At 72.0% G+C, this 15,578-nt stretch carries 17 protein-coding genes; 5 read left to right on the forward strand and 12 right to left on the reverse strand.

The window, feature by feature from the left end; genetic code table 11:
- Positions 1-10: 10 nt before the first annotated feature.
- Entirely contained in the window at positions 11-1,468 is a 1,458-nt protein-coding gene (locus HNR30_RS17945; RefSeq protein ID WP_181610970.1) for an MFS transporter, read from the reverse strand.
- A 103-nt stretch (positions 1,469-1,571) separates the two neighbouring features.
- Between HNR30_RS17945 and HNR30_RS17950 the strand changes: the two genes are divergently transcribed.
- Positions 1,572-2,396, forward strand: a complete 825-nt coding sequence (locus HNR30_RS17950) for a helix-turn-helix transcriptional regulator (RefSeq protein ID WP_312894472.1) — start codon at positions 1,572-1,574, stop codon at positions 2,394-2,396.
- Positions 2,397-2,400: 4 nt separating this feature from the next.
- Here the strand turns inward: HNR30_RS17950 and HNR30_RS17955 are convergent, their stop codons facing one another.
- The 4 genes from HNR30_RS17955 to HNR30_RS17970 all read right to left on the reverse strand — a co-directional run bounded on the left by HNR30_RS17955 (position 2,401) and on the right by HNR30_RS17970 (position 5,533).
- Positions 2,401-2,643 carry a metal-sensitive transcriptional regulator gene (locus HNR30_RS17955; RefSeq protein ID WP_220133760.1) on the reverse strand — a complete coding sequence of 81 codons (243 nt, stop codon included), beginning with the start codon at positions 2,641-2,643 and terminating at the stop codon, positions 2,401-2,403.
- A 73-nt stretch (positions 2,644-2,716) separates the two neighbouring features.
- Positions 2,717-3,535 (reverse strand): sulfite exporter TauE/SafE family protein, encoded by an 819-nt coding sequence (locus HNR30_RS17960; RefSeq protein ID WP_181610973.1) that lies wholly within the window; start codon positions 3,533-3,535, stop codon positions 2,717-2,719.
- Positions 3,532-4,086, reverse strand: a complete 555-nt coding sequence (locus tag HNR30_RS17965) for a rhodanese-like domain-containing protein (RefSeq protein ID WP_246378657.1) — start codon at positions 4,084-4,086, stop codon at positions 3,532-3,534. Before HNR30_RS17965 ends, HNR30_RS17960 begins: the two co-directional genes overlap by 4 nt.
- A gap of 82 nt (positions 4,087-4,168) precedes the next feature.
- Complete coding sequence (locus HNR30_RS17970) at positions 4,169-5,533, reverse strand: MBL fold metallo-hydrolase (protein WP_181610975.1); 1,365 nt, start codon at positions 5,531-5,533, stop codon at positions 4,169-4,171.
- A 160-nt stretch (positions 5,534-5,693) separates the two neighbouring features.
- Between HNR30_RS17970 and HNR30_RS17975 the strand changes: the two genes are divergently transcribed.
- A complete protein-coding gene (locus HNR30_RS17975; RefSeq protein WP_181610976.1) occupies positions 5,694-7,133 on the forward strand; it encodes a collagen-binding domain-containing protein in 1,440 nt (479 codons plus the stop codon).
- Between the two features lie 34 nt (positions 7,134-7,167).
- On the opposite strand, the gene HNR30_RS17980 is transcribed toward HNR30_RS17975, so the two are convergent.
- The 4 genes from HNR30_RS17980 to HNR30_RS17995 form a co-directional block, all read right to left on the reverse strand.
- Positions 7,168-7,830 (reverse strand): response regulator, encoded by a 663-nt coding sequence (locus HNR30_RS17980; protein WP_181610977.1) that lies wholly within the window; start codon positions 7,828-7,830, stop codon positions 7,168-7,170.
- A complete protein-coding gene (locus HNR30_RS17985; RefSeq protein ID WP_181610978.1) occupies positions 7,827-8,963 on the reverse strand; it encodes a sensor histidine kinase in 1,137 nt (378 codons plus the stop codon). Before HNR30_RS17985 ends, HNR30_RS17980 begins: the two co-directional genes overlap by 4 nt.
- 69 nt (positions 8,964-9,032) lie before the next feature.
- Entirely contained in the window at positions 9,033-10,514 is a 1,482-nt protein-coding gene (locus HNR30_RS17990) for a DUF6297 family protein (RefSeq protein ID WP_312894474.1), read from the reverse strand.
- A gap of 20 nt (positions 10,515-10,534) precedes the next feature.
- A complete protein-coding gene (locus HNR30_RS17995; RefSeq protein ID WP_181610980.1) occupies positions 10,535-11,161 on the reverse strand; it encodes an ABC transporter ATP-binding protein in 627 nt (208 codons plus the stop codon).
- A gap of 150 nt (positions 11,162-11,311) precedes the next feature.
- Between HNR30_RS17995 and HNR30_RS18000 the strand changes: the two genes are divergently transcribed.
- The gene (locus HNR30_RS18000) at positions 11,312-12,490 is read left to right on the forward strand and encodes an FAD-dependent monooxygenase (RefSeq protein ID WP_312894475.1); all 1,179 of its coding nucleotides are present in this window, start codon (positions 11,312-11,314) and stop codon (positions 12,488-12,490) included.
- A 36-nt stretch (positions 12,491-12,526) separates the two neighbouring features.
- Here the strand turns inward: HNR30_RS18000 and HNR30_RS18005 are convergent, their stop codons facing one another.
- Positions 12,527-13,348, reverse strand: a complete 822-nt coding sequence (locus HNR30_RS18005; protein WP_181610982.1) for a CPBP family intramembrane glutamic endopeptidase — start codon at positions 13,346-13,348, stop codon at positions 12,527-12,529.
- A 48-nt stretch (positions 13,349-13,396) separates the two neighbouring features.
- Between HNR30_RS18005 and HNR30_RS18010 the strand changes: the two genes are divergently transcribed.
- A complete protein-coding gene (locus HNR30_RS18010; RefSeq protein ID WP_181610983.1) occupies positions 13,397-13,537 on the forward strand; it encodes a hypothetical protein in 141 nt (46 codons plus the stop codon).
- Between the two features lie 117 nt (positions 13,538-13,654).
- Here the strand turns inward: HNR30_RS18010 and HNR30_RS18015 are convergent, their stop codons facing one another.
- On the reverse strand, positions 13,655-13,945 hold the full coding sequence (locus HNR30_RS18015; protein WP_181610984.1) for an ArsR/SmtB family transcription factor: 291 nt from the start codon (positions 13,943-13,945) through the stop codon (positions 13,655-13,657).
- Positions 13,946-13,989: 44 nt separating this feature from the next.
- Here HNR30_RS18015 and HNR30_RS18020 point away from each other — a divergent pair, with 44 nt between their 5' ends.
- On the forward strand, positions 13,990-14,355 hold the full coding sequence (locus HNR30_RS18020; protein ID WP_181610985.1) for a VOC family protein: 366 nt from the start codon (positions 13,990-13,992) through the stop codon (positions 14,353-14,355).
- A gap of 160 nt (positions 14,356-14,515) precedes the next feature.
- On the opposite strand, the gene HNR30_RS18025 is transcribed toward HNR30_RS18020, so the two are convergent.
- Entirely contained in the window at positions 14,516-15,541 is a 1,026-nt protein-coding gene (locus HNR30_RS18025; RefSeq protein ID WP_181610986.1) for an ArsR/SmtB family transcription factor, read from the reverse strand.
- Positions 15,542-15,578 lie beyond the last annotated feature (37 nt).

A 15,578-nucleotide genomic window follows, 5' to 3' on the forward strand; every position in this document is an offset into this window, starting at 1 on the left:
TGAGGCCGGGTCACCGGGCCAGCCAGCGGAGGGCGAGGACGCCGAGCGCCGCGTGCAGCACCGCGGCCACCGCGGCGACCACGTGCAGGCCCGTGACGAACGCCGCCTTCGCCTGCTCCGCCGCCGCGTGCGCGAGTGAGGGGAGCTGCAGGGTCTCCTCCAGGGTGGGCGCCAGCTCCGGCCCCTGGAGCCGGAAGACCAGCACCGCGAGCGAGCCGAGCAGGGCGATGCCGAGCGCGTTGCCGATCTCGTTGCTGGTCTCGGCGATCGCGCCCGCCGCGCCCGCCCGGTCGGCCGGGACGGCGCCCACGGCGGTGTCGGCGACGACGCTGAAGCTGATGCCGTAACCGAGGCCGGCGACGACCGTGGAGGCCACGTACCAGCCCGCCCCGCCCGTGACCGCCGCCGGCAGCAGGAACAGCAGGCCGGTCGCGATCGAGAAGTGGCTGGTGACGAGCGCGGTCCGCTTGCCGATCCGGTCGACGACGAAGGGCGTCACGACGCAGGTCAGGATGAGCACCGCCGCGCCGGGAAGCGCCAGCAGGGCCGCGTCGAGCACCGGCAGGCCCAGGACCGACTGCAGGTAGACGCCCGCCAGGTAGGCCGACGCCGACCACGCGGCCAGCGGCAGCAGCCCGGTGACGATCGCCACGGTGAAGACCCGGTCGCGGAAGAGCGAGAAGTCGATCAGCGGGTGTTCGAGCGTGCGCTGCCTGACGGCGAACCACACCAGCAGCCCCGGCCCGACCACCCCCAGCAGGGCGGGGACGAGGTCCACGCCTTCGGCGGCGAGGTGCTTGAGCGCGTAGATCGTGAGCAGGAGCCCGGCCGCGGAGGTCACGACGCTCAGCGCGTCGACGCCGCCCGGCCGGCTCGCGCGCACCTCGCGCAGCACCATCGGCGCGAAGACCAGGAACAACGCGACGACGGGAAGGTTGATCAGGAAGATCGCGCCCCACCAGAAGCGCTCCAGCAGCACCCCGCCGAACACCGGCCCGATGGCGAACCCGGCCGCGAACGCCGCCGCGAAGATGCCGATCGCCTGAGCCCTGCGCCGGGGATCGGCGAACAACTCACTCAGGACGGCGAGCGCCGACGGCAGGAGCGTCGCCCCCGCCACCCCCATCAGGGCGCGGGCGAGGATCAGCAGCTCGGCACTGGGCGCGAACGCCGCGATCGCCGAGCTGATCCCGAAGGCCGTCGTGCCGATCATGAGCAGGCGCAGCCTGCCGTACCGGTCGCCGATGGCGCCGAAGGCGATCAGCAGGGAGCCGACGGCGAAGCCGTAGCTGTCGAGGATCCACAGGGCCTGGTCGGCGGTCGGGGAGAGCGCCTGGCTGATGCGCGGCATCGCCAGGAACAGGATCGACCCGTCCATGGACACCAGCAGGACGGGTCCGAGGACGACCAGGAGGCCGAGCCAGGCCTTCAGTGCGGGCGGGCGGTGCGTTGCGAGCTGTCGAGACATGACGCCGACGATCCAGCAGGCCGGGATGAGCAGCCATCCCCCTGCTGAGGGTGCACCTGACAGGGTTACCCACGGGCTCGGAGCCCGGCCTAGGCTCGATCGTGTGGAAGGACTGGGGACGTTTCTGAAGAGCCGCCGCGACAAGGTCACGCCGGAGCAGGCGGGGCTGCGCACGTTCGGCGGCGCGCGCCGGGTGCCGGGGTTGCGCCGTGAGGAGCTCGCGCAGCTCGCGGGCGTGAGCGCCGGCTACTACACGCGCCTGGAGCAGGGTCAGGCGGGCACCGCCTCCACGCAGGTGCTCGACGCCCTCGCGCGGGTGTTGCGGCTCGACCGCGTCGAGACCGCCCACCTGCACAACCTCGCCCACCAGCCGACCGTGCCCGGCCTGTCGGAGCCGCCGCCCGAGGAGCCTCACCCGAGGGTGCTCTCGCTGCTGGGAGCGCTGGGCGAGACGACGCCGGCGATCGTGCTGGGCCGCCGGGGCGATGTGCTGGCATGGAACCGGACGGGTCACGCGCTCTTCGCCGAGCACGTCCCCTTCGACGCGCCGTGGGAGCCCGGCCGGCGGCCGTCGATCCCGCGCATGTTCTTCCTCGACCACCTCACCCGCGACCTGCATCGCAACTGGGAGGAGCTCGCCCGCATCCATGTCGCCTACCTGCGGCTCACCGCCGGGCGGTTCCCGACGGACGCGCGGCTTGCGGCGCTGATCGGTGAGCTCACGATGCGCAGCGACGAGTTCGCGAGGATGTGGGCGATCGGGGAGGTCTCCGACTGCACCGTGGGAACCATGCACCTGCGTCACCCCACGGTGGGGACGGCCAGCGTCGACTACCAGGTGTGGCTGCAGCCCGACAGCCCCGACCACCGGCTGGAGATCTACACCCCGAAGGACCCGAGCTCGGCCGACGCGCTGCGCATGCTCTGACCGGTCAGGCGAGGGTGAGGAAGAGCTTCTCGAGCTCCTCCTCCGTCATGGGCGGCGAGCCGCTGTCGTCGGCCAGGCACTGGCGCATGCCGCTGGCCACGATCTTGAACCCGGCCCGGTCGAGCGCACGGGAGACGGCGGCGAGCTGGGTGACGACGTCCTTGCAGTCGCGGCCGGATTCGACCATGGAGATCACCGCGGCCAGCTGGCCCTGGGCGCGCCGCAGCCGGTTCAGGACGGGGCGCATCGATTCTTCGTCCACCTGCACGGGAGGCTCCTTCGTGATGGTCGTGGATACCCAGCGGGGTATCCGTTTCACTCTATGCTCGCCGTACCCGGACCGTGACGGCGACGGCCAGCACCGCCGCCAGGGCCGCGCAGGCCCAGGCGGTGCCGATGGGAAGCTGGCGGGCCAGGACACAACCGCCCATGGCCACGACGAACCAGCCGAACGCGTTGCGCAGCGTGGCCTGCGGGACCCGGCCCGCGAGCCGGGCGCCGGCGAGGCTGCCCACCACGGCTGCCGCGGTCACCGTCACGGCGAGCCTCCAGTCGACCGTCACCCCTGACAGATGACCGGCGAGGCCGGCGAAGGAGTTCATCGCGATGACCAGGAGCGAGGTGCCGACCGCGGCCGCCATCGGCAGCCCGCCGAGCAGCGCCAGCGCGGGGACGATCAGAAAGCCGCCCCCGGAACCCACCAGGCCCGTCACCGCGCCGACCACCAGGCCCTCCAGGGCGATGTGGGGAAGCGGCAGGCTGGGCCGTACGGGCTCGTCTCCCCGGCGCGGCCCGCGCAGCATCGCGGCGGCCGTGACGAGCATCATCAGAGCGAAGCCGATGAGCAGGACCGGGCCGGGGACGTGCTCCGCGAGCCGGCCGCCCGCGTAGGCGCCGGCCATGCTGAACCCGCCGAACAGCAGCCCGGCCCGCCAGCGCACGCGGTGGGCGCGCGCGTGCGGGATCAGCGCGGCCAGGCTGGTGACGCCGACCACGAGGAGAGAGGTGGCGATGGCCTCCTTGGTGCCCTGGCCGGCGAGGTAGATCAGGATCGGCACCGTGAGGATCGACCCGCCGCCGCCCATCACGCCCAGGCTCAGGCCCACCAGCAGTGACGCGGCGACGATGAGGATCGTCACGCCGTGGTCCGCAGCTCTGCGATCACCTGGCGGATGTCGGGGCGCGGGCCGCGGTTGTAGGGCAGCCTGGCCAGCAGCATGCCCATCGCGCAGGTGTTGCTGAGCGCGGCGAAGGCCAGACCGGCGCCGACCGCCGTGCCGACCAGGTGGGCGCCCGGGACGACAACCCCGGCCAGGCCGGTGACCAGCACGATCGAGCCGGCGACCAGGCGGACCTGGCGCTCCATGTCCCAGCGCTCGGGGCCGCGGGTCAGGGGTGCGCCGGCCAGCTCCCACGCGTTCACGCCGCCGTCGAGCACGCGCAGGCCGGGCAGCAGGTTCGCCGCCTGGGCGGCGCGGGCGCCGGAGCGGCAGACGAGGACGGTGTCGGTGCCGACGTGGGGGAGGAGGTCGGCCCGGTGCTCGCGAAGGGTGGCGAGAGGCACGTTCGTCGAGCCGGGGATGTGGGCGGTGCGGAACTCGGCGGGCGTGCGCACGTCGAGCAGGCGCGGGGCGCGGCCGTCCTGGACGAGACGGTGGAGCGCGGTGGGAGTGAGGGTGGTGGTGCTCAAGGGTGACTCCATGGTCGGATCAGGGGCCGGACTGGGCGGGGTCCGCCGGTTTTCAGGTCAGCGTCCAGGCGGTGTAGCCGCTTCAGGTCAGCGTCCAGGCGGTGTAGCCGCCGAGGATGTCGGACACGTCGTCGAAGCCGCGCCGCCGCAGCAGGCTCGCCGCGATCGAGGAGCGGTGCCCGCCCGCGCAGTGCACGACGATCGGCCGGTCGGCGGGCAGTTCGCCCGCGCGGCCCGGAAGCTCGCTGAGCGGCAGGTGCCAGGCGCCGTCGATGAAGCCGCCCTCCCGCTCGTCGGCCCCGCGCACGTCCACGACGACGGGCGGGTCGCCGCCGGCGAGCGCCGCCCGCAACTGGGCGGCCGTGACGCGGCTCGCCTGGGTGACCTCCCCGGCCAGGTGCTCCAGGGCGTCCTCGGGGTCGCGCAGATACCCGGCGACCCGGTCGAAGCCGACCCGCGCGAGACGCGTGACGACCTCCTCCTCCCGTCCCTCGGGCGCCACCACGACGAGCTCGTCCGCCGGGTCGAGGACGGTGCCGGCCTGCTCGGCGAAGCGCCCGTCGGCGGGCACGTTCACCGAGCCCCGCAGGTGGCCCGCGGCGAACTCCTGGGGCGAGCGGGCGTCCACGACCACCGCGCCGCCCTCCCGCAGCCCGGCGAACTCGGCGACCACGAGCGGCCGCGCCGCCGCGGCGTCGTACCGGCGCCGGTCCTTGCGGTTGAGCTCGGCGTCGTAGGCGAAGTAGCCGGGCGCCGCGCTCTGACCGGCGGTGACGAGCGCGACGAACGCGTCGCGGCTCATCGGCGCGCACGCGTAGTTGGTGGCGCGCTGCTCCCCGATGGTCGATTGCTTGTCCGCCGAGAGGTTCTTGCCGCAGGCGGAGCCGGCGCCGTGGGCGGGGAAGACCCTCACCTCGTCGGGCAGGGCCATGAGCTTGTTCTGCACGCTGTCGTGGAGCATCGCGCCGAGTTCCTCGGCGCTCACGCCCACGGAGGCGAGCAGGTCGGGCCGGCCGACGTCGCCGATGAAGAGCGCGTCGCCGGTGAGCACGCCGTACGGCACGGCGTCGTCCGCGTGCTCGAAGACCAGGACGCTGATGGACTCCGGGGTGTGCCCGGGCGTCTCCATGATCTGGAGGGTGACGTCGCCGAGCGGGATGCGCTCGCCGTCGGCGAGTTTCCTGATCGGGTACTCGGTCTCGGCGCGCGTGCCGTACCCGATCCAGGCGCCGGTCTGGTCGGCCAGCTCCAGGTGTCCGGCGACGAAGTCGGCGTGGAAGTGGGTGTTGATGACGCCGGTCACGGTCAGGCCGCGGGCACGGGCGTCGGCGAGGTAGTCGGAGACGTCGCGGCGCGGGTCGACCACGACGGCCTGGCCGGTGCTCTCGTCGGCGATCAGGTAGGAGGCCTGGGAGAGGCAGTCGAGGTAGTACTGGGTGAAGATCACGATTGATATACCCCCCTGGGTATTTGCCTGCCTCGACCCTATGTGAGGTGTAGTGGCTGGTCAAATACCCCTATAGGTATCCGCCGCATTGGGGAAAGCTCTGAGGCCCCCGGCCTGTCGGCACGGTCCCGGCGGCCTGGCCGGTGGTCGGCTGTGCGTCATGGGCGTGCACTCGATCGGACTGAGACTCCTCGCGGGGACGTCGGTGACGGCGGCGCTCGTCGCCGCCCCCGCCACGGCGCGCGTGCCGTTGAACCCCGTGGCGGGCAACCGCGGCTTCACCGCCGTGGTCGAGACCGACGCCAACGTGGCCAGCAACGAGAACGAGGGCACGATGGCCCTCGGCGGCAACCTCGTGCTCGGCGACAACTACCGGGTCGCGCTGCAGACGCCAGGACCCTGGACCGCGCCGGGCGACGCCAGGCCCACCTCCCTGCTGGTGGACGGCAGGATCCTGTGGGGCGCGACCACCGGCGACGGCCTGATCCAGGTGCTGCAGCGGAGCTACGTCAAGATCGGCGACCTGACCGGCAGCACGGTGCGCAACGTCGACCAGAACAACGCCGTGGTCAACACCCAGATCAACAGCGGCGGCCCGTACGGCACGCTGCCCCGCATCGAGCTCACCGTGACCCAGCCGCAAGCGTCGATCAGCGCCCCCACCGGCATGAACTTCCCCGCGCTCTTCGCCACCTACCGGCAGCGCGCCACACAACTCGCCACCTGCTCGGCGACCGTCATCCTGCGCGACGCGAGCGGCGCCCCGCTGCCCAGCCCGCCCCCGATCGGCGCCCAGGGCTACGTCCACCTGAGGACGGGAATCACCAACGTCCTGAAGATCGACGCCGAGGACCTCAGCCGCCTGTCGGAACTCTCCTTCCGCGACCAGCCCACCGCCGACACCCCGCTGCTGATCGTCGTCGACACCAGCGGGGTCGGCGACGACTACACCTGGACGCCCCAGCTGGCCGGCGTCAGCGGTGCCCAGGCGCCGTACATCCTGTGGGACTTCCCGACCGCCACCCGCATCCTGCTGCCCGCCGGCAGCGGCGACACCGTCGAAGGCACCGTGTTCGCGCCCAGCGCCCACCTCGTCGACGAGAACTCCGCCAACATCGAAGGCAACGTCGTGGTGCGGCGGCTGACCCACGGGACGACGGAGGACAACGGCGGCGAGATCCACGACTTCCCGTTCGACGCACAGCTCGACTGCGGGCGCGAGCCGGAGTTCGAGGTGGTCAAGCGGGTGAACAGGACCGCGGTCAAGGTCGGGGGGACGGTCCGGTACACGATCGAGGCGACCAACGTCGGAGGGGTGGCCGGGTCGGGGACCTACACCGACGACCTCACCGACGTGAACCACCACGGGCAGGTCGTCGGCGGCTTCCGCGCCAGCAAGGGCACGGTCACCTACGACGCGCCCATCCTGGTGTGGACGGGCGAGCTCGACGCGGGGGAGTCGGCGACGCTGACGTACGACGTGCGGACCGACCGGGTGGGGAAGATGCGCAACGTGGCCGTCGAGGCCCCCGACGAGCACGGCGAGAAACCGGTCAAGTCGGTGACGGTCACGAGGGTGACGCCGCGCCGCACCAAGTGACCCCAGTGCGGGGCGGATGCCCCGTTCACGGCGGTCAGCCCGGCAGGTCGTGGCGTCCGACGAGCCCGTTCTCGTAGGCGTAGATCACCACGTGCACGCGGTCGCGCAGGTCCAGCTTCTGCAGCACGGCCCTGACGTGCGACTTCACCGTGTTCTCGCTCAGCACCAGCTCGGCGCAGATCTCGCTGTTGGAGCGGCCGCGGGCGAGCAGGCCGAAGATCTCGGCCTCGCGCGGGCTGAGGCCGTCGAGGGCCGCCGCCCGGCGCATCGGCGCCTGCCGTACGAGATCGAGGACGGTCGCGGCCACGCCCGGGGCCAGCGCCGCCGTCCCCGAGGCGACGTCGCACACGGCCTGCGCGAGACCGGCCGGCCGCACGTCCTTGGTCAGGTAGCCGCTCGCCCCGGCCCGGATGGCGGCCACGACCAGGTCGTCGTCATCGAAGGTCGTCAGCATGAGCACCCGGGTCCCGGGCGCGATCCTGACGATCTCCGCCGTGGCGGCGACCCCGTCGACGCGCGGCATGCGGATGTCCATCAGGACGACGTCGAGGCGGTGACGCCTGACGACCTCGATCGCCGCGCCGCCGTCGCCGACGTCGTGCGTGACCTCGATGCGCTCGTCGGCCGACAGCACCGTACGGAGCGAGGCCCGCAACAACTCCTGGTCATCGACCAGCATGACGCGGATCCTGGTCATGCCCCCTCCTTGGTGGGCAGCCGTGCTCGCAGCACCCATCCGCCGCCGCCCTCGTCGATCGACAGTGTGCCGCCGGCCGTACGCACCCGTTCCTCGACCCCCATCAGCCCGGCCCCCTGGCTCCCGGCGGCGCGGCGGGCCGTGCCGCCGTCGTCGCGCACCTCCACCACCGCCTCGCCAGGAGCCCAGCGGACGGAAACGGTCACCTCGACCGGAGGTTCGAGGTGACGCAGCGCGTTGGTGACACCTTCCTGTACGGCACGCACGGCCGCCACCTCGGCGCTCAGGCTCAGCGGCCGCCGCTCGCCCACCTCCTCGAACGTCACCGCGTGCAGCGGGCTCGCCGCGGAGGCCACGAGGTCGGGGATCGCGTCGAGCGAGATCGGCACCCGCCCGGCCCCGGCGCGCGGCCCCAGCGTGGCGAGCATCGCCCGCAGACCCTGGTGGGCGTCGCGCCCGGTTTCCGCGATGTCGCCGAGTTCGCGGCGGGTCGCCGGATCCGTCGTCGTCACCGCCGCCGCCTCGATCCTGGCGACCATGACGGTGACCGTGTGAGCGATCACGTCGTGCAGGTCGCGGCGGATGCCGGCCCGTTCGTCCGCGACGGCCGCGGCCAGCCGTACGCTCTCGGCGCGTTGACGGGCGTCGTGCCTGCGCCGTACCAGGAGGGCCGCCAGCCACACGCCGCCGACCACGAGCATCAGCAGCCAGCCCTCGCTCAGGCGGCTCCACACGGGGACGCCGGTGGGCCGCCGGGCCCACGCCACCAGTTCGGTGAGGACGATCCCGAGCACCGCGACGGCCAGCGCCTTGATCGAGGACCGCGACGGGAGCCTGATGGTCAGCCGCCACAACATGAAGGGGAACCACACGGCCGAGGGCAGCATGACCGCCGACCAGCCGGGGAAGGGCGTCAACGCCAGGACGAGCATGCCCAGCGCGCCTGTCGCGTAGCCCTTCCACAGGTTCGCCTGCTGGGCCGCTCCCATGTGGAGGAGGACGGCGGCACCTGTCGCGGCGAGGATCTGCCAGGGGGCTGCGCCCAGGTACCAGGAGCCTGCGAGGGTGAGCAGGGTCAGGGAGGCGATGAGCACGTGGGCGACCACGGTCGCCGCAGGCCGGGGGGCTGTCATGCGCATCGCCTCCCGGTGGTCGTGGCTCGACGTGCCACAGGATAGCCAGCGGCGGTGACGCCTCTGCTCCTATCCACGCAGCCGGAGGTATCCGCCCAGGACGGCCAGGCCGGTCAGAGCCTGCGTCGCGAGCCACGGAAGGAGATCGGCGGGCTGGACGACGAACGCCACGAGCGTGGGAGCGACGCCGAGGAGGGCGAGGTCCAGACCCGTGGCGGCCCACAGCAGGGGGCCCGTCGGGATGGCGCCGCCCGGGGTGTCGATGACGGGCATCGAGTGGTCGACGGGCCGGCGAAGGGCCATGCGCGACGCCGCCGCGGCGAGAGCAGGGGCGCACGCGGGTCCGAACAGCCACCACGCGGCGTCGGTGATTCCGCTTGGGTCGGTCATTCCGCTTGGGTCCGTCATTTCGCCCGTGACGGTCATCGCGCCCAGTGCCGCGGCGAGCCACGCGGCGCTCACCAGCGTGGACGGCACGGCCCTGACGGCGAGCGCGCGGCGCCGGCCCACGGCCAGGAGCCGGAGCAGGGCCGGGTTGTCGCCATCACGCCGGACGCCCGACGTCGCGGACGCCGCCGCCGCGAGCCCGCCCGCGAACGCCAGCACCGCGGCCAGGCGCGGCCCTCCCGCCGTTACGGCCAGCGCCGGCAGCACAGGGGAAAGAGCCAGTACGGCAAGGCGGACCGGGTGCCGTCCCAGGCGCCGGAGCTCCTGCCAGCCGAGCACCCACGCGCCCCTCACCGGCCACGCCTTCGAGCCAGGTGTACGGCTCCGCCAGTGGGCGTCCTCCGCCGCCCAGGTCAGCGCGGAAGGGTCGAGTGCGACAGCGGCCTGCGTGACCCGCCCGGTCCTGACGGAGGCGGCCAGGATCGCGCGAGCCGGCACCCTGGGCAGCTCGCGCCAGGCACGCCGGACGAGGAAGGCGGTCACGGCAGTCGCGAGCGCGGCGGCGGGCCAGGAGGGAGCGTTCGCCACCGATGCGAGGAAGCTCCTGCCGGGCCCGCTGCCAAGGACGGCCAGCAGGACCGCCGCCGCCACGGTGGCCGTGGTGAGTGCCTGCAGCCAGCCGTCCCAGGCGGGCGAGGACTGTCCCATCACGCCGAGCGCCATGCCGCCGAGCGTCGCGCAGAGGCCGAGGAACAGCGCGGCCGCCAGCCGTACGAGGGTGTGGTCGGGGGCGCCGAGCGCGGCGACGAGCACCACGCCGAGTGCCAGCCCGCACAGGACGGCGACCGCCGCCATGAGCGTGGTCGTCCTGCCCAGCACACTACGGCGGGGCAGGGGTGACAGCAGCCGCCAGGAGGCGTCGGCGGCGGACAGCACGACCGGGCCCACCGCCCGGACGAGCGCCAGATATCCGGCATACGCCACGGCCGCGAGAGCGAGCCCCGGGCCGATCCGCGCGGGGTCGGCGTGCCCGGCGTGCTCGGCGAGCAAGCCGATCGCGGAGGCGACGGGCTGCCCGCCGATCGCGACCAGCATGAGCAGGCCGAACAGCATGGTGTACCTGTCCTGCCAGCGGTTCACGCGCTTGTCCCGGGAGTGCTTCACGAGGCCGTCGTATCGGCGCTTCACGAGGCCGGCTCCAGGGCGAGGTGGACCGCGCCGCACGCCTCGGCGAGGTCGAGGGAGTGGGTGGCCATGACCACCGCGCCTCCCTCGCCGGCGTAGTCGCGCAGGAGCGCGGCCAGACGGGGGCGGAAGGCGGCGTCGAGCCCGCGTTCGGGTTCGTCGAGGAGCAGAACACGGCTGGGCCTGATGAGGGCCATCGCGAGGGACAGCCGCTGGCGTTGCCCCGTGGACAACGTCAGCGGGTGCCGTTCGTCCCGGCCTGCGAGGTCGACCGCCGACAGCGCGGCCTCAGCGGACATCCGTCCGCCCTGGTGGACGGAGAGGACCATGTCCAGGTGCTCGCGGACGCCGAGGCCGGGATACCAGGCGGGTTCGTCGGCGACGAACGCGACATCGCGCCAGAAGGCGGCCGCGTCGGCCGGAGGGCCGTGGAGCACGTCGATCTCGCCGCCGGTCGGGGTCTGCAGACCGGCCAGGCAGCGGAGGAGCGTGGACTTGCCGGCGCCGTTCTCGCCGGTGATGGCGATGATCTGGCCTGGGCGGGCTGACAGGGCGACGTCGTCGAGCACCCGGTGACCGGCCAGATCGACCCGGACGTGGCGGACGGTGATGATCTCTGCCCTCATGGGCGGGGAGTCTATGCGCTGTTCCTCGGCGAGCGCCGACTGCTGCGCGTCGGCGCCGTGCGGGTGGCTGCCTTCTGTACGGCGTGGCGTTGCGGGCACCGTGGCGCTCTGTACGCGTATAACTACCCTGTGCCAAATGGAGTACAGAAGGTGGTCTGTGTCGGCGGCGGGCCCGCAGGCCTGTATTTCGCCATTCTGACGAAGCTGCGCGATCCCTCGTGTGACATATCCGTCTTCGAGCGCGATCCTGCGGGTTCGACGTACGGCTGGGGCGTCACCTACTGGGGCAGCCTCCTCGACCGGCTGCGCGAGAGCGACCCCGAATCGGCCCGCGCCATCGGTGAGGCGTCCGTGCGATGGCAGGACGGCAAGGCCCTCGTCGGCGGCCGCACCACCACCCACCGCGGCGACCCCGGTTTCGGCATCGGCCGCCACCGCCTGCTCGGCATCCTGGCCGACCGGGCGATCGCCCTCGGCGTGCGGGTGGAGTTCGAGCGGGAGATCGCCGGCGAGGCCCTGGACGCCGACCTGGTGGTGGCCGCCGACGGCGTGCACAGCCCGCTGCGCGGCCGCCACGACTTCGGCACCGAGGTCGCCACCGGGGGCAACACCTACATCTGGCTCGGCACCACCAAGGTCTTCGACGCCTTCACCTTCGCCTTCGTGGAGACCGAGCACGGCTGGATCTGGTGCTACGGCTACCGCTTCGACGACGAGCGCAGCACCTGCGTGATCGAGTGCGCGCCCACGACGTGGCGCGGCCTCGGTCTCGACCGCACCGACGAGGCGGCCAGCCTGGAGCTGCTGGAGAAGCTGTTCGCCGACCTGCTCGACGGGCACCGGCTCATCGGGCGCGGGCAGGGCGTCGCGCAATGGCTGCGCTTCCAGACCGTGACGAACCGCTCCTGGCACCACGGCAACCTCGTCCTGCTCGGCGACGCCGCGCACACCACGCACTACTCCATCGGCGCCGGGACCACCCTCGCGATCGAGGACGCCATCGCGCTGGCCGGCGCGCTCGAGCGCCACCCCGCCCTGGAGCCCGCGCTCGCGGCCTACACGCGGGAACGCCAGGCCGCGCTGCTGCCGATCCAGAGCGCCGCCCGCTACAGCGCGCGGTTCTACGAGGATGTGCCGCGCTACCTGCGCCTGGAGCCCGCGCAGATGTTCGCGCTGCTCGGCCAGCGGCACTCCCCGCTGCTGCCGCACCTGCCGCCGAGGCTGTACTACCGGCTCGACCGGGCGGCCAGCCGGCTGGAGCCGCTGCGCAAGGTCAAACGCTGGGCCGGGCACCGGATCGCCGGGTCGCTGCAGTCGTTGTCGCGCTGATGACGGAACGCACCCTGCCGTCGCCGATCAGCAGGGTCACAGCCGGCCGCTGCCGTGGCCGAGCCGCTGCGCGCGGCTCGGCCGCATCAGCCATACGGCAGCGGCCAGCGTGAGCACCCAGCCGATCACCTCGATGAGCAGGTGATCCGTTGCGTTGGGGACCGATTGCAGCAGGTACACCCGGACGCTGTTGATCGCTCCGTGCGTCAGGACCGCGGGCCAGACACTCCCCGACTGCCAGCGAAGCGCGAGCAACAACGGCGCCCAGGGCAGCATGCCCGCGAAGTAGATCACGATGTCCCACGCCGGCCGATCACCGATGACGGCGAGGACCGGCAGGTGCCAGACGATCCAGACCAGACCGCTGACCAGGGCCAGCGGCCAGAACCCCCAAGACGCGGCACGCGTCGCCAGCCAGCCGCGCCAGCCGAATTCCTCGCCGATGGCGAAGACCGACTGCATGAGGAAGACCGGGACGATCCAGATGGCCGCGGTGAGGATCTGGTCAAGCGGGTTGAGCTGCCAGATCCCCGCCGCCAGCGCGATCGCGGTCTGGATCGCGGCGATCGCGGCGATGAGGCCGATCCCGATGCCGGCCCACCTGGGGGTGCCGCGCCACCCGGTGGCGAACGTCTCACGGAACGTTCCGGTGCGTCGGGCCAGCCACATGATGATCGCTGCGAGCATCGGGGTGAGCTGCAGGATCGGGGTGATCAGGTTGTTGAAGTCCGTCGGGACCAGACGGAAGACCATCGGAACGGACAGGGCGAAACACAGCAGGACGGCTATCGCGAAGAACCACGTGACCTCGGCGAGGGTTGATCCGGCATAGCGGGAGCCGGTGGGGGACGCGGTCATGATGACCTCTTCCGTACGGGCGCGCAGATCCGGCTCGGGGAGCGTTCGGTGACCTTGGAGTGGCGCGGATCGGTGCGGCGCCGCGTGCCGTACGTGGAGTGGCGGTCGTTGCGGGGCTGCCCAGCCGGCCGGCACGACGACGCCGAGAAGGATGAGACGTGGGAGAAGAAGCGCACTCCCAGAAGCTAGGCCGCACGGAATCGGTCCTGCCTCACCCGAAGGGGTGAACTCGCTCCCGCCCGTCAGGATGGGCCCGAGCTTCATGGAGTCGCCGGCGACGGCCGACAGCGAGGCCGCGAGGCTTGGTCAGAGCTGCGGCTCCTCCGGCCGGGCGTACTTCGTGGACCACGTGGCGATCTCGGCAAGCGGAGAAGGCACGAGGGTGTAGATGCGACGACCGGCATGCTCCGTGTAGCTCACCAGAGCGGCCCGGCGCAGGATCCCCAGGTGTTCAGAGACGGTCGACTGGCAGGTGGTGAAGCTGCTGGCGAGCTCCCCGGCCGTGCGCGGCTGTTCGGAGAGCAGTTCGATGATCTTCCGCCGGGTGGGATCGGCGATCGCTCGAAACGGATCCCCATCAGCCTGTGGTCGCCCCATGGCTCGATGATAGGGTATCGGCGAAACCCGATAGGAGGCGCGTCATGCAGTTCATCTCCGTCGTGTCGGTGCCGGTCAGCGACCAGGTCCGAGCCAGGGACTTCTACCTCGACAAGCTCGGCTTCCGCCTCCTCGCCGAGTCCACGTTCGGCGATGAGCTGCGCTGGATTCAGGTCGGCATCCCCGGCGCCCAGACCAGCCTGACCCTTGTGAACTGGTTCGATGAGATGCCGCCAGGGTCGCTGCGCGGGCTGGTCATCGATTGCGAAGATCTCGAGAAGGAGTACCAGGCTCTCACCGAGCGCGGCGTCACGTTCCTCGGCCCCCCGAGCCGGCAACCCGGCGGCCTTTTCGCCATCCTCAGCGACCCCGATGGCAACCTCATCAGCCTCCGCCAGACCGGCAGCTGACCGCCGACGGCCTGGAACAGGCAATTCCCTGACCGGCGGGACGCGGCAGGAAGACCGGGGTGTGAAGACCGGGCCGGGGCCGGAGGGCAGCCAGGCGTCGATCGAGGAGGTCGGCGACGGCATGCGGCAGGGGCGGCCCTGGATCGTGGGCGGCTCAATGTCACCAATGGGCAGCGCTGGCAGAGTCCCGGGCCGATACCGCGGCCATCCCGCTCAAAGAGGCCCCGAGAGCAGTGGTCGTGTACAGCACGCTCCGGCCGGATCGTTCGCGAGTCACCAGCCCGCTCTCGCGCAATACGCGGAGGTGCTGTGAGATCGCGCTGGGCGTGATCCCGAGCGCCCGCGCCAAGTCCGTCGTCGTTGCGGGCGACCTCAGTGCCTCCAGCAGTTCGGCCCGTGCCCGGCCCAGCAGCCGGGCCGTACTGTTTGCGCGCTCCTGCGTCCCGGCCGTCCACAGAGTCCCGACGCCCCGTGCCGGATAACGCACCGTGGTCTGCGTGGACGTCCTCTTCTTGATCAACACGTACGGCGAGCCCAGAACGACCGGCATCAGGACCAGCCCACCCGGGCCGAGTTCCACGACGCTCTCGGCTCGCCGGCGCGTTTCACTCAGCTTCATCCGGCCGCCATTCCAGCGCAGATCCGGATGCAGGTTGGTGAACAGCTTCTCGACACCGCCGGCCGCCATCTGCTTGGCGCGATAGACGACATCCGTTTCGAGGACGGCACGGATCCGTGGCCAGTGCGGTGCGATGAGCCGGTCGTGTGCCGCGCGCAGTTCCGCCGCGATCGCACGTAAGCCCGCCACCGGCCCTTCGGCGAGCTCGGCGGCGGCAGCGGGGAGTTCGTCACCGAACACGCGCCGGAGGCTGATCCGGACTTGAGCAGGGGAGGTCCTTTGCAACGCCGCCAGGTCGTCGTCGATGGATCCCCCGGAGCCGGGCGGGGCGGGGACGAGGAAGCCTGGCCAGCTCGGCCGTTCGTTCACGATCAGCGGCCACGTATGCGTGAGGTCGAGTGGATGCCTTGCGAGCTCGTTCGTCGCCCATCGCAGCCACCGCAGGTTGAGCGGGTTGCGATCGAGGCCGCCCAACTGCTGCAGGCCGGAGACGGTCTCCGACAAGGGCGAGATCGCGAACCGGGTCGCCGCCAGCTCCGCAATGCCGAGATCGATCGTCAGAGCCATGGATCGATTATGTAGCCCCCGCCTAAAAGCTGTCGTG

Origin of the sequence: Nonomuraea soli (assembly GCF_013761175.1) — a bacterium.
GTDB lineage: Bacteria > Actinomycetota > Actinomycetes > Streptosporangiales > Streptosporangiaceae > Nonomuraea > Nonomuraea soli.